This window comes from Pseudomonas sp. E102 (assembly GCF_052660185.1).
The window spans coordinates 1,710,736-1,730,240 of sequence record NZ_CP084025.1 but is presented as its reverse complement, the minus strand read 5'-3'; the positions used below and the strand labels follow the sequence as shown (position 1 = coordinate 1,730,240).

13 protein-coding genes are annotated in these 19,505 nt (G+C 60.9%); 7 read left to right on the top strand and 6 right to left on the bottom strand.

From position 1 onward, the window contains the following. Positions 1 to 101: 101 nt before the first annotated feature. The 4 genes from DOCECA_RS07985 (at position 102) to DOCECA_RS07970 (ending at position 4,314) form a co-directional block, all read left to right on the top strand. Positions 102 to 749 (top strand): TetR family transcriptional regulator, encoded by a 648-nt coding sequence (locus tag DOCECA_RS07985; protein ID WP_434611565.1) that lies wholly within the window; start codon positions 102 to 104, stop codon positions 747 to 749. Between the two features lie 90 nt (positions 750 to 839). Further along, positions 840 to 1,631, top strand: coding sequence for a transporter substrate-binding domain-containing protein (locus DOCECA_RS07980; protein ID WP_434611168.1), 792 nt, complete (start codon positions 840 to 842; stop codon positions 1,629 to 1,631). A gap of 89 nt (positions 1,632 to 1,720) precedes the next feature. Next, positions 1,721 to 3,598: a DUF294 nucleotidyltransferase-like domain-containing protein gene (locus DOCECA_RS07975; protein WP_434563804.1), complete on the top strand. Its 1,878-nt coding sequence runs from the start codon at positions 1,721 to 1,723 to the stop codon at positions 3,596 to 3,598. Next, positions 3,595 to 4,314, top strand: a complete 720-nt coding sequence (locus DOCECA_RS07970; RefSeq protein WP_434611166.1) for a 3'-5' exonuclease — start codon at positions 3,595 to 3,597, stop codon at positions 4,312 to 4,314. Before DOCECA_RS07975 ends, DOCECA_RS07970 begins: the two co-directional genes overlap by 4 nt. A 39-nt stretch (positions 4,315 to 4,353) precedes the next feature. On the opposite strand, the gene DOCECA_RS07965 is transcribed toward DOCECA_RS07970, so the two are convergent. The 4 genes from DOCECA_RS07965 to DOCECA_RS07950 form a co-directional block, all read right to left on the bottom strand. Continuing rightward, the gene (locus DOCECA_RS07965) at positions 4,354 to 6,024 is read right to left on the bottom strand and encodes a BCCT family transporter (RefSeq protein WP_434611164.1); all 1,671 of its coding nucleotides are present in this window, start codon (positions 6,022 to 6,024) and stop codon (positions 4,354 to 4,356) included. 283 nt (positions 6,025 to 6,307) lie between these two features. Beyond that, the gene (locus tag DOCECA_RS07960; RefSeq protein WP_445571717.1) at positions 6,308 to 7,327 is read right to left on the bottom strand and encodes a TRAP transporter substrate-binding protein; all 1,020 of its coding nucleotides are present in this window, start codon (positions 7,325 to 7,327) and stop codon (positions 6,308 to 6,310) included. A 52-nt stretch (positions 7,328 to 7,379) separates the two neighbouring features. Continuing rightward, positions 7,380 to 8,660 (bottom strand): TRAP transporter large permease subunit, encoded by a 1,281-nt coding sequence (locus tag DOCECA_RS07955; protein ID WP_420766519.1) that lies wholly within the window; start codon positions 8,658 to 8,660, stop codon positions 7,380 to 7,382. Further along, positions 8,657 to 9,202, bottom strand: a complete 546-nt coding sequence (locus DOCECA_RS07950) for a TRAP transporter small permease (protein ID WP_434611162.1) — start codon at positions 9,200 to 9,202, stop codon at positions 8,657 to 8,659. The genes DOCECA_RS07955 and DOCECA_RS07950 overlap by 4 nt, the downstream gene beginning before the upstream one ends. Positions 9,203 to 9,709: 507 nt before the next feature. Here DOCECA_RS07950 and DOCECA_RS07945 point away from each other — a divergent pair. Further along, positions 9,710 to 9,967 carry a phage infection protein gene (locus tag DOCECA_RS07945; RefSeq protein WP_445571716.1) on the top strand — a complete coding sequence of 86 codons (258 nt, stop codon included), beginning with the start codon at positions 9,710 to 9,712 and terminating at the stop codon, positions 9,965 to 9,967. Positions 9,968 to 10,196: 229 nt separating this feature from the next. On the opposite strand, the gene DOCECA_RS07940 is transcribed toward DOCECA_RS07945, so the two are convergent. Beyond that, positions 10,197 to 15,065: an NAD-glutamate dehydrogenase gene (locus DOCECA_RS07940; RefSeq protein ID WP_420766522.1), complete on the bottom strand. Its 4,869-nt coding sequence runs from the start codon at positions 15,063 to 15,065 to the stop codon at positions 10,197 to 10,199. A gap of 475 nt (positions 15,066 to 15,540) precedes the next feature. Between DOCECA_RS07940 and DOCECA_RS07935 the strand changes: the two genes are divergently transcribed. After that, complete coding sequence (locus tag DOCECA_RS07935) at positions 15,541 to 15,894, top strand: hypothetical protein (protein WP_434650873.1); 354 nt, start codon at positions 15,541 to 15,543, stop codon at positions 15,892 to 15,894. Positions 15,895 to 16,065: 171 nt separating this feature from the next. Here the strand turns inward: DOCECA_RS07935 and DOCECA_RS07930 are convergent, their stop codons facing one another. After that, positions 16,066 to 18,216 (bottom strand): WG repeat-containing protein, encoded by a 2,151-nt coding sequence (locus tag DOCECA_RS07930; RefSeq protein ID WP_445571715.1) that lies wholly within the window; start codon positions 18,214 to 18,216, stop codon positions 16,066 to 16,068. Positions 18,217 to 18,459: 243 nt separating this feature from the next. On the opposite strand from DOCECA_RS07930, the gene DOCECA_RS07925 reads away from it, so the two are divergent. Then, on the top strand, positions 18,460 to 19,485 hold the full coding sequence (locus DOCECA_RS07925; protein WP_445571714.1) for a LacI family DNA-binding transcriptional regulator: 1,026 nt from the start codon (positions 18,460 to 18,462) through the stop codon (positions 19,483 to 19,485). Positions 19,486 to 19,505 lie beyond the last annotated feature (20 nt).

The following is a 19,505-nucleotide window of genomic DNA, read 5'->3' as shown; positions in this document are numbered from 1 at the left end:
GCTTGCGCAGCCGCCTAAAATGCGATCAATTAGTCGCATTCAAGATACGAATAATCCGTCGTATTTCCTATTCGCATTCCTTTTCCAAGGCCGATGCCGCCATGTCCGATCGCCCAAGCCCGCAGATTTCCTCACGCAAGCAGCCAAAACAGGCACGGTCCACCGAGCTTGTGGCGGCAGTCCTGGAAGCGGCTGTTCAGGTTTTGGCGAGTCAGGGCGCCCAACGCTTCACCGTTGCCCGCGTTGCCGAGCGAGCGGGTGTGAGCGTCGGATCGGTGTATCAGTACTTTCCGAACAAGGCAGCGATCCTGTTTCGGCTGCAAAGTGATGAATGGCGGCAGACCAGCGATATGTTGCGAGACATTCTGGAAGATCCCTCCACACCGCCCCTCTCGCGGTTACGAACCCTTGTGCAGGCGTTCATCCAGTCCGAGTGCGACGAAGCGCAGATTCGCGTCGCGCTCAACGACGCTGCGCCACTTTATCGGGATGCGCCTGAGCACCAGGCGGCACGTACTTCAGTGCAGGCATCGGTGGATGCGTTCATGCAGCAAGTGCTGCCGGACGCGAGTATGCAAACCCGCGCCCTGGCCGGTGAGCTGATCATCGCCACCCTCAGCTCCGTGGGGAAACGGTTTTCGGCAATGCCTCGCGTTCAGCAAGAAGTCCAGAGCTATGCCGATGCCATGGCAGATATGTTCTGCGCCTACCTGAAAAACCTCCAGGCGTGCGAGAGCACGGCAGGCTGAGCATTCGCGTCGACGTTCCAGTGACAGCCCGCCGGCAGTTTTACTACACTCCCCCGTCTTGTCCCCTTCCCTTGCGAGGCGTCCCATCCCATGAAAATCATAACAAGCACGATGACGCTCTTTGGCCTGTTGGCATTCTGCGGCAGCGCCCTGGCCGAACCAACGGCTTCGCATCTGGACAAAGTGATCCAGCAAGGTGAACTGCGCGTGTGCACCACCGGCGACTACAAGCCCTACACCTACAAGGCCGAATCGGGGGAATACGAAGGCATCGACATCGACATGGCCCGCTCGCTGGCCGCCAGCCTGGGCGTCAAGGCGCAATGGGTCCAGACCACTTGGAAAACGTTGATGCCCGACATGCTGGCGGGCAAGTGCGACATCGGGATGGGCGGGATTTCGGTGACCCTGGAACGACAGAAGAAAGCCTATTTCAGCAACACCCTGGACGTGGATGGCAAGATCCCGCTGGTGCGTTGCGAAGACCAGTCGCGCTACCAGACCATCGAGCAGATGAACCAGCCTTCGGTGCGCCTCGTCGAGCCGGCCGGTGGCACCAACGAAGCCTTCGTGCGGGCATTCCTGCCCAAGGGCCAGCTCGCCTTCCATGACAACGTGACGATCTTCCAGGAGCTGTTGGACAAACGCGCCGACGTCATGATCACCGATGCCTCGGAAGCGCTCTACCAGCAGAAACTCAAGCCGGGCCTGTGCGCCGTCAACCCGACCCGCTACCTGCAATATGGCGAGAAAGCCTATCTGCTGCCCCGTGACGACAACACCTGGAAGATGTACGTCGACCAGTGGTTGCATCTGAGCAAGGCCAACGGCAGCTATCAGAAAGTCATCGGGCAGTGGCTGGCCGTGCCTCAAGCTCAATAACGAACCGGTGGCCGTACACGCTCCCGGGTTTGTGTGCGGCGCCATGGTCTGGCATGTTGGGCCTTCAAACAGAACTGTCACGAGGCCCCATGCAGATCGAATTACTGGAAATCAGTGAGCACCTTCATCGTTTTCCGCCATTCGATGCCCTTCCCCAGGAGACCCTGGAGGAAATTGCCCGGCGCGTCGAAGTCGCGTATTTCAAGGCCTCAAGCCCGATCCTCGAAGCAGGTGCGGCCATTCATGACCTGCACTACGTACGCAGCGGCGCAGTCGAGATCTATCGGCGAAGCGGCGAACTGTACAACCGACTGGTCGAGGGCGATATCTTTGGCCAGGCGGGCTTGCTGCGCAGCAACCGGGTGCGTTTCCCGGCCAAGGCCCTGGAAGACAGCCTGATCTATTTCATTCCGGCGGATGTATTCGCCCAGTTATGCGAGCGGCACGACAGTTTCGCCGACTTTGTCGAAGCCGAGGGGCATTCCAGGCTCAAGTCAGCCGTCGAGGCCCAAGGCCGTGCGAGCGAGCTGATCCAGCTCAAGTCCCGTGCATTGATTTCCCGGGATCTGGTCTGGGTTACGCCGCAAACCAGCGTCCGGGAAGCCGCACAGTTGATGACCGAACGAAGCGTTTCCTGTGTCGTGGTCCTTGAGCCAGCCGGGAAACACCCCGAGCAGATGCTCGGCATCGTGACCGACCGGGACCTGCGCACCCGCGTTGTGGCCGCCAACCGCAGCGGCGAAACCACCATCGGCGAAGTGATGTCGATCGACCCGGTGGCCATCCAGGCCGATGACTCGTTGTTCGAGGCGATGCTGTGCATGCTCAGGAGCAACATCCATCACCTTCCGGTGATGCACAAGGGCCGCACGCTGGGCTTGATCAATCTGTCGGACATCATCCGACACGAGTCTCAGAGCAGCCTGTACCTGGTAAACAGTATTTCCAACCAGACCAGTGTCGAGGGTCTTCGCTCATTGCTGCGCGACCTACGCGGGACCTACATTCGCATGGTCCGCGACGGCGCGACCGCCCACATGATCGGCAGCGCCATCTCGGGCATTGGTCGTGCCTTCACCCAGCGCCTGCTTGAACTGGCCGAACGCGAACTGGGACCACCACCGGTTCCGTATTGCTTCATGGTGCTGGGCTCGATGGCCCGTGACGAACAATTGCTTGTCACCGACCAGGACAACGCCCTGGTGCTGGACGATCGTTTCGACCCAGCGCTGCATGACGATTACTTTCGCAAGCTGGCTGCGTTCGTCAGCGACGGGCTCGCCCAATGCGGCTACAGCTACTGCAAGGGCGGGATCATGGCGACCAACGTCCAGTGGCGCCAGCCATTGCGAGTGTGGCGTGGCTATTTCAGCCAGTGGATCGAGAAACCGAACGCCGCCACCCTGCTCAACAGCTGCATCTTTTTTGACTTGGACGGGGTCTATGGCGCGCTGGACATGGTCGAATCGCTCAAGACGCTTTGCGCGCAGAAGTCCAGGGATACTCCGGCTTTCCTGGCGGCGATGGCGCGCAACGCATTGAATCGCACGCCGCCCCTGGGTTTCTTTCGTACATTTGTCATGGAAACGGATGGGGAACAAAAACAGATCATCAACCTCAAGGGCCGTGGCACGGCACCCCTCACCGACCTGATCCGCATCCACGCGCTGGCGTGTGGCACCACGGCGCAAAATTCATTCGATCGGCTCGATGCCATCGGCCAAACGCAATGGGTACCACCCGAGGCCATCGAGCATCTGCGCTACGCATTGGAGTTCCTGTCGATGGTGCGCATACGGCACCAGGTCGATGCCATCGAACAGGGTCGCAAACCGGATAATTACATCGAGCCCGAGCGCTTCTCAACCGCTGAGCGGCACAACCTCAAGGAAGCCTTCCAGGTGTTGAGCAATGCCCAGAAATTCCTGCGTTTCCGCTATCCCGGTCACGCCCGGCCATCCCGATGAACGCCCCACGAGTAGCGACCGAACGGACGATGCCGGACTGGGCGGCGCGCTTCGAACAACTGGCGCGACAAGCACGCCATCCCCTGCTGCAGCGTTTCTACCAGACCGGGGTGATCGACGGCCAGACCGCGTTGGAACAAGTGGAACTGCTGGCCATGGACTTGGAAACCACTGGTTTGAACGCCCGCAGCGACAGCATCGTCAGCATCGGCCTGATGCCTTTTACCCTCAAGCGAATACGTTGCGGCGAAGCCCTGTACTGGGTCATCAAACCTTCCACGCTGACCCATGAGTCGGTGACATTCCATCGCATTACCCATGCCGACATCCGTCATGCCCCTCGATTCCCCGACATCATGGACAACCTGCTGGAAGCATTGGCGGGGCGAATCATGGTGGTGCATTACCGGGCCATCGAGCGCGACTTTCTGGACGAGGCGTTTCGGCGTCACCTTGGAGAGGGCCTGCAGTTTCCGGTCATTGACACGATGCAGCTGGAGGCATGGCGGGTCAGGGGTCGGCGCCGTTGGCTGGACCGGCTGTTGCGGCGGCCACCGGCCTCCATCCGGCTGGCCGATACGCGTCTGCGTTATCGACTGCCCACCTATCACGCCCACCATGCATTGACCGATGCACTGGCCACGGCCGAGCTGTTGCAAGCGCAGGTAGCCACCCATTACAGCCCGTCCGTGGCGGTCGGGCAGCTCTGGGATTGAACGCTGGGGCGCGCCTCGCCCCAGCCAATCTTCAGGCGATCAGGATCGCGGTTCTGACATCAATCCCTTCACCAGGGAAATACAGCCCAGCAGCAGAACGATGGCAAAGGGAAGCCCGGTCGAAACCGCCATGGCCTGCAAGGCGACCAGCCCCCCACCCAACAGCAGCGCAATCGCGATCACGCCCTCGATGACAGCCCAGAAAACCCGTTGGGGCACAGGCGCATCGACCTTGCCGCCGGCCGTGATGGTGTCGATTACCAGCGAGCCGGAGTCCGACGAAGTGATGAAGAACACGATCACCAGCACGATGCCCAGCAACGAGGAAATTTCCTTGAGGGGCAGCGCCTCCAGCATCGCGAACAGCTTGAGTTCCAACACTGCATCCTTTACCCCACTCAATCCCTGCAAGGTGGCCTGGTCGATGGCCGTCCCGCCAAAAGTGGTCATCCATAGCACCGACACCAGCGAAGGCACCAGCAAGACAGAAATCAGAAATTCCCGGACGGTCCGGCCCCGGCTGACCCGCGCAATGAACATGCCTACAAAGGGCGACCAGCTGATCCACCAGGCCCAGTAGAACGCTGTCCAGCCCTGGGTGAACTCGGCGTCCGTACGGCCGAAAGGATTGGACAATGCGGGCAGGTATTCAGCGTAGGTCACCACGTTCTTGAAGAAGCCGGTAAGAATGGCCAAGGTGGGACCGACCACGATGATGAAGAGCAGCAACAGGAGCGCCAGGCCCATATTGATTTCCGAGAGCAGCTTGACGCCCTTCTCCAGCCCGGCTAGAACCGACCACAGGGCAATCAGCGTGATACCGATGATCAGTACAACTTTGCTGACGTTGGACGATGGAATGCCGAACAGATGTTCAATCCCCGCCGCGGCCTGCTCGGCACCGATGCCCAGCGAGGTCGCCAGCCCGAACAGCGTGGCGAACACCGCCAGGATATCGATGATATGCCCTGGCCAGCCCCAGACGCGCTCCCCCAGCAACGGATAGAAAATCGAGCGAATCGACAGCGGCAAGCCTTTGTTGAACGAGAACAGGGCCAAGGACAACGCCACGATGGCGTAGATGGCCCAGGGATGCAGACCCCAGTGAAAAATCGTCGCAGCCATCGCCAGGTCCGCAGCGCCTTTCATATCGCCCGCTGCGCCATCGAGGGGGGCCCAGTCCGTGCGTACCCCGCTGGGATCGAGCGTCACGCCCCCCATCGCGGCGGCATAATGCGACATGGGCTCCGCTACGCCGTAGAACATGAGCCCGATGCCCATCCCGGCGGCGAACAACATGGAGAACCAACCCACATAGGTATGATCGGGCGTGGCATCGCGACCGCCCAATCGCACCTTGCCCAGTGGCGAAACGATCAACGCCAGGCACAACAGAACGAAAATATTGCCTGCGCTCATGAAGAACCAGGCCAGGTGCCGGGTCAGCCATCCGCGCATGGCGCTGAAAAGCGGCTCGACTTCATTTTGCAGCGCCAGCGTCACGATGACGAACAACAAAACGGTGGCGGCAGAGATGAGGAAAACCTTGCCATGGATGTCCAGGGAGAAAGAAAACTCACCGCGGAAATTGTCCTGTCCGATGACGTAGTCTGTTTCGATGAGATTTGCCTCGCCGCTAGGGGCAGGTATCCCCTCCGTACCGGGCGTCTGGGATTTTCCTGATAGATCGTCTACAGGATCTTTACCCACGTGAACCTCCTTTGATTATGCAACACGCACGCGCGCGTGATGGTCTGAAAAGCCCCGCTGTTCCAAGTGAAAACGAGAGTAAGTGCCATAGCCTAACAAGTCTGGAGGCATGCCTGTGACATCGACCGGCCATGACTGTTCCACAAACGACATCAGGTTGGGCCTACGAGACGCCGCCACCGTACTGGTTGCGCATCGAAGTCATCCGCCCCAGGCAAAACGAAGGGCGCCGGGACAGTGTCCGGGCGCCCTTCGTATGGACCGTCCGTGGGGGTGCTTCAACTCACTGCGCGGCACGCACCTTGTTGATTTCGTCGTACATCATTTTCACCAGATCCCCGTCCAACGACTTGGCGAACTTGTCGACGACTGGCTTCGCGCGCTCGCGAAAGCGGTCTTTCTCGGCCGGGGTGATTTCATTGACGGTCATCGCACCGGCCAGCGTCGCCTTGGCCTTTTCCATGCTCGTCTCGGTGACTTCACGCTGGAAGGTCTGCGCCTCGGCTGCGGCTGCGCGAATCATTGCCTTTTCGTCGTCGTTGAGGCGGTTCCAGGTTTTCTGGCTGATGATCAACGACTGCGGGTTGAAGATGTGGCCGGTGACGGAAAGATATTTCTGCACCTCGTAGAACTTGTTGCCCTCGATCACCGTGAACGGGTTTTCCTGGCCGTCGATGGTGTGCTGCTCAAGGCCCGTGTACACCTCGGGGAACGCCATCGGCACCGGGTTGGCGCCCAGGGCTGAGAAGGTTTCCAGGTAGATCGGTGACTGGATGACGCGCAGCTTCAAGCCCTGCAGGTCTTCGAGCTTGGTCACCGGGTGCTTGCTGTTGGTCAGGTTACGGAACCCCAGGTCCCAATAACCCAGCCCTACCAGCCCCTTGCTGTCCAGCTGTGCCGCCAGTTTCTGCCCGACCGGCCCATCGATGACGGCATGGGCCTCCTTGACGTCGTTGAACAGGAAGGGGAAATCGAGCATGGCGTAATCCGGTGCCTGGGCGGCCAGGATGCCGGAGTTGAGCACGGTGATATCCAAGGTGCCGCCCTGCAATGCCGACACCGTTTGTACGTCGCCGCCCAGGGTTCCGCCAGGGAACAGGCGGACCTTTATCTTGCCGCCGCTCTTTTCACTGAGAAGGTCGGCGAACTTCTGCGCGCCCTGGCCCTGGGGATGTTCCTTGACGTTCTGGAACGCGAATCGCAAGGTCCGCTCACGGATCTCGTCCGCGTGGCTGGCCACGCCGGTCAGCAGCAAGCCCGTCGCGCACGCCCCGGCCAGCAAGGTTTTCATCAGTTTTCCCATGTCACTCTCCGATCGTTATTGTTTTTAAAGGTCGAGCCAGCGAGCACCGGTGTCAGCCGGTGAAGAATTTCAACGGTCCCAGTACCAGTTGCGGAAACAGCACCAACAGCAACAGCACCACAAATTGCGCAATCATGAACGGCCAGACACCCCGGACTATTTCCTCGAACTCCAGCTTCGCCACGCTGCAGACCACGTTCAGCACCGTGCCCACGGGCGGCGTGATCAAGCCAATCGCAGTGTTGATCAGAAACAGCACGCCGAAATACACCGGGTCGATCCCCGCCTGGATCACCGCTGGCATCAATACCGGCGTCAGGATGAGGATGGTCGGGGTCATGTCCATCACCGTACCGACCAGGATGATCAACGCCATCATCACCAGCAGCAGGAGCGTCTGGTTGTCCATGAACGGCGCGAGCAGTTCCGCCAGCTGGCCCGGCAGGTCGGCGATGGTCACCAGCCACGATGAAACCATGGCCGCCGCCACCAGCAGCATCACCACCGAGGTGGTCCTGGCCGAAGACAGGATCACTTCGTACAGCTGGCTGATCTTCATCTCCCGGTAGATCACCAGGGACACGAACAGCGAATAGACTGCCGCGACCACTGCTGCCTCCGTTGGCGTGAAGATGCCGAACTTGAGGCCCAGGATGATGATCAACGGCAAGCCCATCGCCCAACTGCCATCGAGCAACGTGCGTAGTACCTCGGCTCGGGAACGCTTGGGCGCCGTCTCGACGTTCTCGCGCCGGGAGATCAACCACCAGGCGATGGCCAGCCCGACGCCGAGCATCAGCCCCGGCACGATACCGGCCAGGAACAGCTTGGAAATCGACACGCCGGACGCCACGCCAAAAACGATGAAGCCGATGCTGGGCGGAATCACTGGCGCAATGGTGCTGCCGGCGGCGATCAGCCCGGCCGAACGTCCCCGGTTGTGCCCCGCCAACACCATCATCGGCACCAGCAACGCCGCCAACGCCGCCGCATCGGCCACCGCCGAACCGGAAAGCGAGGCCAGCAGGCAGGAGGCAATGATCGCGACGTAACCCAGGCCGCCGCGCTTATGCCCAACCAGCGCCATGGCAATGTTGACGATGCGCTTGGATAACCCGCCGACATTCATGACTTCGCCGGCCAGCATGAAGAACGGCACGGCCATCAGCGGAAAGCTGTCGGCGCCATTGAGCAAATTCTGCGCGATGATCTGCGCGTCGAACAAGTCCAGGTAAAACATCAACGCGACGCTGACCACCAGCAAGGCAAAGGCAATCGGGATACCCAACGCCATGCTGCCCAGCAGCGACCCGAGGAAAATAGCCAACGTCATGGGCGGGTACTCTTGAGGGTGTCAGGGTTGAGGCCGGCGGCTTCGCTTTCCTCGACTGACAAAGGATCGTCATCCCGCAGTTTGCCGAACAGTGTCAGGTACAGTTCGTACAGCAGGATCGCCGTGGCGCTGACCCCAAACACCAGCCCGGCGGCGTAGAACAGCGCCATCGAAAGGCCCGAAGCCGGCGCGACCACGTTGAGGTTGATTACCGCCTGCTGCCAACTGCCGCTGACGATCAGTCCGCAAATGTAGAGCATCAGCAGATGCCCGATGACCAGGCAGGCACGCTTGCCTGCTGGCGGCAAGCGCTTGACCAGGCTGTTCATGCCCAGGTGCGCGCGGTCCTTGAGCGCCACGAGGGCACCTAGAAAAATCATCCAGACGAAGAACCAGCGCGACAGTTCCTCCGACACACTGATGCCGGAGTTGAAGGCATAGCGCAGCACTACATTGCCGAACACCAGCACGATCATCGCGACCATGCACAGCACGATCAGCAACTTGAGCAGCTTGAAATACAGATCGACGACTTTTGTCATCTTGAACACCTCCAGGTTGATCCAGACACCGGCCGTGTAGCCGGCGCGACAGGGCGAGCGCTATCGGATCGACGCTGGAATATTCCGCAAAACACCGCAAAGGGAGGTATGCAATGAGGACAAGTTCGGTTGACGGGCACGCATGAGGGGATCCTCTGTTTTTATTATGGCCTCGCCTGGACATGGCAAGGCTGGGTGACCGCTAAAATGTACTACCCAGTTAATCCGGTCAATAACCTTGCTTGACCGGTTGACCGATCCAGGCGGAACTACCGTGCGATTATCGGTCACCGTTGCGAGGCGCCCCGCAGCCTCCCGGTTGGGCGAGGGATTTTTCGAAGACGTTTTGTATCGGTCTGTATAGGAGCAGCCGATTGATACGAATCCGCCGATTTCGGTCCTTTGCGGCACACATCCTCGATACACCCGGGCGCTTAACTGCACACACCGGACAGCAGCACACACCCGCTGCACTGGCCCACTCAATCAAGCGCAAGGAGAACTACCATGATCAACTTCTCGAAATTCTCGTCCCTGGCAATCGCCCTGACCCTGGTTGGCGGCGCCGGCCTATCGAACATCGCCGCGGCCGAAAGCGCACCGTCGTTTTACGAACAGGCTGCACATCAGTTGGCCGAAGGTGGCTCGGATCGACTGATCGAGAATCGCGTGGCTGAAGGCGGCTCCGATCGACTGATCGAGAATCGTATGGCTGAAGGCGGAGCTGATCGGTTGCAGGAGCTGCGTGAACGCAGCCCTGTCTGAGAGCGCTTTTCTGTGGCGAGGGGATTTATCCCCGCTGGGCTGCGCAGCAGCCCTAAAGCCTTCGCCTCTGTCTTACAGGCCCACCGAGCTGCCTGATTTGGGTCTGCTGCGCAGCCCAGCGGGGATAAATCCCCTCGCCACAAGAGCTTTCTGGCCTTCATGGGCTGGAACATCACCCATAAAAAAGCCCCGCATCTCTCAATGCGGGGCTTTTTCATTCAACGCCAGATCAGTTGGCCGTCACGACCGCCTGACCACTCAGCGCCAGGTCCAGCAGCTCGCGGTTGGCCACCGCATACATGGCGTAGTCGGTGCCGCTGGCGGCACGGATGTCCACCAGCATGGCGCGCCAGCGCTCGACCATTTCACGATGCTGCTCGAGCCACAGCGCCAGGCGGGTTTCCACGTCCTGGCTACCGTCACCTTCCTGCAGGACCGAGATGGTGATCGCCCGTTGCTGCCAGTCGATGTCATCGCGGAACGCTTCACGGGCCAGGGCCTGCCAGTTGTTTTCAACCGGCAAGGCACTGATTTGCTGCAGGTACCAGGTGATGTCAAGCGCGCTGCCCACGGCGAAGTAAGCCTTGGCCACGTCGGCGGCGTTCTGGCCGGTGACGTCGGACGCCTCGATGATCGGCAACAAGGTGTACAGGTGCGTAGTACCGGCAACCATGCGCGCCAGCAGTTCCGGCACGCCGGCCGCCACGTAGGCCTGGTAGCGAGTCTGCCAACCTTCGCGGGTCGGGCCTTCCAACAGTTCGTCGAGCTTGAGGCCCAACGCCGCCAGGTGCGGACCGAAGTGAGCGACGTCACGGGCAGCGTTCTGCTCGTTGCGGCGGCTGCGCAGGAACCAACGCGTGGCGCGACGACCCAGGCGCATCAGCTCATCCATCAGCTCCAGCTGCACGTCGGCGGAAACCTGGTGGTCCAGGGCTTCGATCTGGCGGAACCAGTGTGGGAGATGGAAGATATCCCGCACGATTACATAAGCACCCGCCACGTTCGCCGGGCTCATGCCCGTCGACTCTTTCAACCGCTGGACGAAGGTGATGCCCATGTGGTTGACCAGGTCGTTGGCGATCTGGGTGCTGACAATCTCGCGCTTCAGGCGATGGCGACGCATGGCCTCGGAGAACTTGCTCACCAGCGTTGGCGGGAAAGCCGTCTCCATGTCACGGGTCAGGTAATCGTCGTCCGGCACCAGGGAGTTGAGCAGCGCTTCCTTGAGGTCGATCTTGCTGTAGGAGATCAGCACCGACAGTTCGGCACGGGTCAGGCCGTGGCCCGCCGCGACACGTTCGGCCAGTTGTTCTTCGGTCGGCAGGAACTCGATGGCGCGGTCCAGCTTGCCACGGGCTTCCAGGTCGTTCATCAAGCGCTTGTACTCGGCGATCCGCACGAAGGCGCGGCGTGCCGCCAGGGACAAGGCCTGGGTCTGCTTGTAGTTGTTGCCCAACACCAGGCCACCGACTTCGTCGGTCATGCTCGCCAGCAACTGGTTGCGCTGCTTGTCGGTCATGTCGCCGGCCTGCACCACTTCGTTGAGCAGGATCTTGATGTTCACTTCGTGGTCGGAGCAGTCCACGCCACCGGCGTTGTCGATGAAGTCGGTGTTGGTGGCGCCGCCATTGAGGCCGAACTCGACGCGACCCAGTTGGGTCATGCCCAGGTTACCGCCCTCGCCCACCACCTTGCAGCGCAATTCGTTGCCGTTCACGCGCAGTGCATCGTTGGCCTTGTCGCCGACATCGGCGTGGCTTTCGGTGCTGGCCTTGACGTAAGTGCCGATACCGCCGTTCCACAACAGGTCCACCGGCGCCTTGAGCAAGGCGTTCAGCAGTTCTGTCGGGGTCAGTTTGTCGGCCTTGATGTCGAAGCGCTCTTTCATCTGCGGCGAGATCGCGATGCTCTTCGCGCTGCGCGAGAAGATGCCGCCGCCCTCGGACATGATGCTGGTGTCGTAGTCGGTCCAGGCCGAACGCGGCAGCTCGAACAGACGCTTGCGTTCGGCAAAGCTGCTGGCAGGCTCTGGGTTCGGGTCGATGAAGATGTGCAGGTGGTTGAAAGCCGCGACCAGTTGCAGCTTGTCGGACATCAACAAGCCGTTGCCGAACACGTCGCCGGCCATGTCGCCGACGCCCACCACGGTGATGCTGTCTTGCTGGACGTTGATGCCGCGCTCGCGGAAGTGGCGCTGCACGCCGACCCACGCGCCCTTGGCGGTGATGCCCATTTTCTTGTGGTCGTAGCCGGCCGAACCGCCGGAGGCGAACGCATCGCCCAACCAGAAGCCGTAGTCGATGGCGATGCCGTTGGCGATGTCGGAGAAGGTTGCGGTGCCCTTGTCCGCCGCGACCACCAGGTACGGGTCATCGTCGTCATGCCGCACAACGTTGGCCGGCGGTACCAGCGCGCCGTCCTTCAGGTTGTCGGTGATGTCCAACAGGCCCGAAATGAAGATGCGGTAGCAGGCGATGCCCTCGGCCGCGATCTCGTCCCGGCTGCCGCCCAATGGCAGGCGACGCGGCAGGAAACCGCCCTTGGCGCCCACCGGCACGATCACCGAGTTCTTCACTTGCTGGGCTTTTACCAGGCCCAGCACTTCGGTGCGGTAGTCTTCTTCACGATCCGACCAGCGCAGACCGCCACGGGCAACGTTGCCGAAGCGCAGGTGCACGCCTTCGACCCGTGGCGAGTAGACGAAGATTTCGAACTTCGGCACCGGCTTCGGCAGTTCCGGAATCAGGTGCGGGTTGAACTTGAAGCTGAAGTACGACTTGTTCTGGCCGTTGGCGTCGGTCTGGTAGAAGTTGGTCCGCAAGGTGGCCTTGATCAGGTCCAGATAGCGACGCAGGATGCGGTCTTCGTTGAGTACCTGCACCTCGTCCAGGGCCGAGAGGATCGCTTGCTCCAGACGCAGTTGCTTGTCTTCCAGGTCGTCGCCGCTGAGCTTGCGCGCCAGGTAGAAACGGGTCTTGAACAACCGGGTCAATTCGCGAGCGATGTCGGTGTGGTTGTTCAGGGTACTGGCGATGTAGCCGAGGTCGAAGCCCAGGCGGATCTGTTTCAGGTAGCGGGCGTAGGCACGCAGCAACGCCACGTCGCGCCATGGCAGGCCGGCGGTCAGCACCAGGCGGTTGAACGCATCGTTCTCGGCATCACCACGCACGATGTGGACGAACGCGTCCTGCAAGGTGTCGTTGAGTTGCTGGATGTCGAGGTCCAGGCCTTCGGCGGCGGTGAAGGCGAAATCATGAATCCAGAACTCGCGGCCATTGGTGTGGCGCAGGCGGTACGGGAACTCGCCCAGCACGCGCAGGCCGAGGTTTTCCAGGATCGGCAGCACGTCGGACAACGCCAACGGCGTGTCGGCGTGATACAGCTTGCAATGCAGCTCACGCTGGCCGGAGACCTGGCCCAACGGTTGATAGAAGCTCATCACCAGCGGGTTGGTTTCACTCAGGCTCAGCAGGTGTTGCATGTCCACCACGGCGGAGTGCGCGGCAAAGCGCTCGCGGTAGCCGGCCGGGAAGCCTTTCGGGAAATCCGACAGCACGTTGGTGCCCTGGGCTTCGCCGAAGCTCTCGATGACCAGGCTGGCGTAGTCGTCCTTCCAACTGCGGCAGGCCTGCACGACTTCTTTTTCCAGCAGCAGCGGGTCGATGTCGATGCGGTTCTTCGGATCGACGCGCAGGATCAACTGCACACGGGCCAACACGGATTCGGAGAAGAAGGTCCAGAACTCGCAGTCCGAGGCTTTCAGGCGATCCATCAGCACTTGCTGGATCTTCTGGCGAACTTCGGTGGAGTAGATGTCACGCGGCACGTAGGCCAGGCAGTAGCAGAAACGGCCGTACGGGTCCTTGCGCAGGAACACGCGAATCTTGTTGCGTTCCTGGATCTGCACGATCGACATGACGGTGCTGAACAGCTCGTCCACCGGGGTCTGGAACAGGTCGTCGCGGGGCAGCACTTCAACCACCTGGGCCAGTTCCTTGCCCAGGTGCGCCTTGGCCTGGAAGCCCGAGCGACGTTCGATTTCCTCGACCTTGCGGCGGATGTACGGAATGACCCGCACGCTCTCGCCATACACCGAGGAGGTGTAAAGGCCCATGAAGCGGCATTCCTTGACGACCTTGCCGTTGGCGTCGATCTCGCGGATCGATACGTAGTCCGGGTAGGCCGGACGGTGTACGCGGCTCGGGTGCGCGGCCTTGGCGAACGACAGCAGGGTCGGTTCGCGCAGGTAGTTGACGGCGTAGTCTTCGATGCGCAGGTCTTCGGCGGTCAGGCCGGCGCGCAGCAACTTGGTCAGGCCGAGGAAGGACTCGGGGTCGTACTCGATGTGACCGCCATCGGCTTCGTCGCGAACCACGAACTCTTCGTAGCCCAGGAAGGTGAAGTGGTTACCCACCAACCATTCCAGGAAGCTCTTGATCTCGGCTTTTTCGTCGGCGTCGGTGGCGTAGGCGCTGTTGTCCAGGCTCGCGAGGATTTCCTGCACCTTGGCTTTCATCGGCTCGAAATCAGCCACGGCGACGCGCACTTCGCCCAGCACCTGCTCAAGCTCCTTGCTCAGGACGTTGAGTTCGGCGGCGTTGGCGCAGCGGTCGATTTCCAGGTACATCAGCGACTCTTGCAGCACGTCGTCGCCCTGGGTGCCCTTCGGCAGGATCTCCAGCAACTCGCCCTTGCTGCCGCGACGCACGCTCAGGACGGTGGTTTGCAGGGTATGGATGCTGTAGCCGCGACGGTTCAGCTCGGTGCGGACCGAATCCACCAGGAACGGCAGGTCATGGTGCAGCACTTCGACGGCGGTGTGGGTCGATTGCCAGCCGTGGCGTTCGTAATCGGGGTTATAGACGCGCACCTGCGGTTGCGCGTGGTCGAAGCGCTCAAGCAGGCGCCAAGCGGACAGGGTGCAGCCGGCGAGGTCGGACAACCGGCGCTGGGTGAGTTCATCGAGGGAAATGATGCCGAAAAATTGTTCAGCGAACAGCGCCACTTGTGGCAGTGCCTGTTCACTGATGTGCTGCGCCAGTGCCGCTTGCAGTTGATGCTGGAAGTCGGCTTTGCTGGCTGCGGTGAAGAACGCCATCTGTGGTACTCCGCTTGGGCTTGTTATTGATGAAAGCGTCGCGTGCAGCCCCTTTAGGGGCCGTCGGCCATCCCGTTCCTGATTCTCGGGCAGAGGAAACAGGATGACAGGTGGGTGAAGCTGGACGCGACCCGCAGGTCACATCCTTTTCTCACCTAATTGCAACGTAATGACCACCTGCAAAAAACACTCCGCGATGCTCTTTGCAGGTACACATCCGTTGCGCAGCTTAACGAGTGCGACAACGTGCCTGCTTGCAGCGCTGCGACATATTCGGTCATCGGCTAGCTCCCCCGCTCGCCAGGTATCGAACAACCCTAGGCTGTGTACGAAATGTGCGCGAGCACATTTCATACAGACCCTAGCAGTCCCAGGGCCAAACGGCACCCTGCGGTGGTAATCCAGCAGAAATTCGCCCGGACTGGCAAAATCCCGTTTTTGCCCCCGCAAGGCTCATCGGAGCCAGGAGCCTTCCATGCAAATGACCACCGCCCTGCTGATCGCCAACCCATGCGATGACGAAGAAGACAACATGGCCATGCTCTGCTGCCACAGCGCCCAGGGCGAAATGTTCCTGATGACGCGCTATCCGGACGAAGACGAACTGGAGATAACCCTGGACGGCGAGCCCTCGACGCTGGACGGCGTCAAGGTCACCCTCAGCTCGACCCTGCTGAAAATCGAAATCGCCGCGACGGACGCCGATGCGCTCAATGGCGATGATGTGCTGGAAATAACCTTCGATCCCAAGGTGACGGACGTGGCGGAAGTGGAGCTGACCTTGCAGAACATCCTCAGGGGCACGGGGACCTATATAAGCCAGCTCTGACGCCCAAGGCGACCGCACCTCTGTGGCGAGGGGATTTATCCCCGCTGGGCTGCGAAGCGGCCCCCAAACCAGGCAACTCGGTGCGCCAGGAGGATTGAGTTCACTGCTTTAGGGCTGCTTCGCAGCCCAACGGGGATAAATCCCCTCGCCACAAGATCAGTGCGTCAGCTGTTATTCGTCGTTCTGCACCAGATTGCCATCGGCGTCATAGACCAGGTACTCGTCACTGTTATTCCGATCCCTCACGTAATAACGGGCCTCGTTGCCGTTCTCCGGCACTTTCATGCTGGTGTACGAACCGAGTTCCTTGAACAGTTTGTTTTCCTGGCTGATCAAGACCAACGAGGTACCCCCACCGGCCCGGATCGCCGCTGCATAACGGGTCTGAAACGCGTTGATCTGGTCGTAATCCAGCGGCACTCTCAACCGCCCCGCCAGGTCGATGGCACCGTAGCTGCCATCACGTCCCACCACCGCCATACCGTTGGAGAACGGCGTCACTTCGTCATAGGGCAACTTGATCGGTAGCCGCGCGCCCTGGCGATCGATAAAAGCGAACTTCCTGCTTTTGGTGTCCTGCACCAGCAGCGGCTGCTGCCCCGCGAACCGACCTATCACGCTGTAGCCCTGAAGGTTGATCCGTCTACCTTCCAGGTCGAAAACATCCTCACGACTCCTATCGGCGGAGCTGGCGTAGAGCAGACCCGCGCTGTGCTCGATGCCCGAGAATTGCGTCGGCAGGATCTCCTTGCCGTCCAGGGTATAAGCGCCGTACAGGCCTTCCATTAGATCAGTTCGCTTGCCAATACGGGCAATGAACAGGCTGTCCGTTACGGTGGGGTTGACGAATTTCATCGGCAACACGAACCGATGATGCCTGGCATCGTAGAGCCCATAACGACCGTTGGTTTCACGCTCCACCAGCAGCAGGCCATCGCTCAGCGCCTCGGTGATGTGTTCGAACGGCAGGTCGACAAGCTTGTTGCTACCGGCGGGGAAATAGGCCAGCTGGCTGCGCAACGCCTGCCACTGCGACTCTGGGTCGCTGGGCTTCTCCGGAAAAAACAACGTGTAGGTATCGGCTACCTGGGTATCTTGTACCTGCACCCAACGGGGCTTGATCAGCCACTGGCCGGTCTGGTCGATGAAGCCATAGCGCTCGGCCTTGCGGTCCAAGGCGATGTACCGCGCCTGAGCTGCCAGGACTTTGTCGACCTGGGTGAACTCAACGGTGTAGTCCTCCATCGGGTCGAGCACATGGATGACGATACGTTGCGGGGTGGCTTCAAATCGATAGTCGACCTCGGTGTTTTTCAATGGCCCCGCCTGAGCGGCCAGCGCCTCGCTCAGGCGTTCCAACTGCTGTTGCACCGCCTGGCCGGTCTTGAGCTGCTTGAAGTCGTCCTTGGTCTGTAGCAGCGCGTTGTAATAGTCGTGCAACGCCGCGATGTCGCCATCGGAGGGGAACGCCCGGGAGCTGTTCCCGTTGCTGTAGAGCGCCCTGCCCTTATCGTCCAGCCCCTGCACCACGAAAGTCGATAGTTTCGGCGTACTCAAGCGCACGGAGGCGCTGCCATCACCCAGGGCCATGAGCTGGAAGGACTGGCCGTCCAGGGTCACTTTCGGCTGATCCTTATCCAGCACCACTTTCCGGAACGCGGGATAACTGCGGTAAGCGACCGTCAGACCCAGACTCGCCAGCGGTTTGTTCACCGCAAGTGCGAAGGCATCATGAGACGCGATCATGTCCTCGGACTCGACCTTGGGCGGCGCCTTGAACTCGGCGAAGGTTTTTTCGCTGCCATCGCGAAAAACCAAGCGCTGCGGCAGATACTGCTCGGCCCTCGGCTCATCCGGCATGGCGGCGCGCTTCCAGAGCGGATCAAGCGTGCTGGTATCGAGCCGCACCTCAGAACCATCGGCAAACAGCCTCTGGGCAAAACGCAGGCCTTGGATCGACGCCAATTCAGCTTTCAACTGCGCGCTGGTGTACGGAACAAACAGCGACTCGTATTGCAACGGCTGCTCGCCGGCAGGCTCGCTCGTCGAGTGGGTCAGGCTCAATTGCACGTCACTGAGCCGCTCCAGGGACCTGAGGGTTTCACCGGTATCCTGGATCAAGTAATTAAGGCGCTTCTGCACCTCGGAAGGCGCCAGCGCGCTGATGTCCTCGATGCCCCCTTCATTCAGTTCTTCGGCGCCAAAACCTTCATCGACCGGCGCACCGCCGTGGCGAAGCCAATAGAAGGACGCACAACCCACCACCAACAGGGCCACACTCAGTATCGACAGCAATCTCAAACGAGGCTGGGTAAAGTTCATAGTGGCTTTGGTAGTCTAAGGGCTGGGAAAGGCAGGCAGCTAACCACACGGCCTGGCGCGCTGCAAATCGCCTGGCTGGCCCGGTTCTGTTGAAGGCCTGCTTGGATCGTCGCGTCTGTCCGAGTGGTGCGAAGCACCGTCGGTCGTACCTGTGACGCGCCGCCCTTGACGACCGAATGAGTTCTGGTGTTTCCTGAAACCGGTTTCAGAACCTCGATAAATCTAAAAAGCAGGTTTCAATCCGTGAATTCTTTCTCCGCCGCCCAGCGCAGCCGCGTGACCATGCTCGACGTCGCCGAACGCGCTGGGGTCTCCAAGGCCAGCGTCTCGCGTTTCATTGGCGAGGACCGCGCCCTGCTCTCGGAAGCCATCGCCCGGCGCATCGAGCAGGCGATCAGCGAGCTGGGCTACCGGCCGAATCAGATGGCCCGCGGCCTCAAGCGCGGGCGCACGCGCCTGATCGGCATGCTCGTGGCCGATATCCGCAACCCCTATTCGATTGCCGTGATGCATGGCGTGGAAACCGCCTGCCGGCGCCACGGCTACAGCCTGGTGGTGTGCAACACCGACCGCGACGATGAGCAGGAGCGCCAACACCTGGCGCTGCTGCGCGCCTATAACGTCGAAGGGCTGATTGTGAACACGCTGGGTCATCACCGCGATGAGCTGGTCGAACTGCGCAGCGAGATGCCCATGGTGCTGGTGGATCGCAAGGTCGATCGACTCGACGCCGACCTCGTCGGGCTGGACAACCCGGCCGCCGTCGAGATGGCCCTCGATCACCTCGAGCAGCGCGGCTACCGCGACCTGCTGTTGGTCACCGAGCCGTACGATGGCACCAGTTCGCGGATCGAGCGGGTCGACAGTTTCAAGGCCAGCATCGAACGACGCCCAGCCCTGGCCGGCACCGTGGTGGAAACCTGCGATCAACTGCTCCCGCGCATCAAGACCTTTCTCGCCCAGCCGGACCGTGGCCCCAAGGCGTTGTTTTGCGCTAACGGTATCGCCGCGCTGGCTGCGACCCAGGCATTACGCGATTTGGGTTGCCACTTGTTCGACGATATCGGTTTGATCGCCCTCGATGACCTGGACTGGTATCCCTTGGTGGGCAGCGGCATTACCGCCCTCGCCCAACCCACCGCTGAAATCGGCGCCCGCGCGTTCGAATGCCTGCTCAAGCGTCTGCGCGGCGATAACGGGCCGGTGCAGACGCTGGATTTCTCGGCGCGGTTGATTGAGCGTGGGTCGACGCTTGGAGTTTTTCGGTGATCGGGCTGGCCCCATCGCGA

Coding starts and splice junctions, on each gene's coding strand:
- DOCECA_RS07985 (WP_434611565.1), top strand. CDS start 102: ATGTCCGATCGCCCAAGCCCGCAGATTTCCTCACGCAAGCAGCCAAAA.
- DOCECA_RS07980 (WP_434611168.1), top strand. CDS start 840: ATGAAAATCATAACAAGCACGATGACGCTCTTTGGCCTGTTGGCATTC.
- DOCECA_RS07975 (WP_434563804.1), top strand. CDS start 1,721: ATGCAGATCGAATTACTGGAAATCAGTGAGCACCTTCATCGTTTTCCG.
- DOCECA_RS07970 (WP_434611166.1), top strand. CDS start 3,595: ATGAACGCCCCACGAGTAGCGACCGAACGGACGATGCCGGACTGGGCG.
- DOCECA_RS07960 (WP_445571717.1), bottom strand. CDS start 7,327: ATGGGAAAACTGATGAAAACCTTGCTGGCCGGGGCGTGCGCGACGGGC.
- DOCECA_RS07955 (WP_420766519.1), bottom strand. CDS start 8,660: ATGACGTTGGCTATTTTCCTCGGGTCGCTGCTGGGCAGCATGGCGTTG.
- DOCECA_RS07950 (WP_434611162.1), bottom strand. CDS start 9,202: ATGACAAAAGTCGTCGATCTGTATTTCAAGCTGCTCAAGTTGCTGATC.
- DOCECA_RS07945 (WP_445571716.1), top strand. CDS start 9,710: ATGATCAACTTCTCGAAATTCTCGTCCCTGGCAATCGCCCTGACCCTG.
- DOCECA_RS07940 (WP_420766522.1), bottom strand. CDS start 15,065: ATGGCGTTCTTCACCGCAGCCAGCAAAGCCGACTTCCAGCATCAACTG.
- DOCECA_RS07935 (WP_434650873.1), top strand. CDS start 15,541: ATGCAAATGACCACCGCCCTGCTGATCGCCAACCCATGCGATGACGAA.
- DOCECA_RS07930 (WP_445571715.1), bottom strand. CDS start 18,216: ATGAACTTTACCCAGCCTCGTTTGAGATTGCTGTCGATACTGAGTGTG.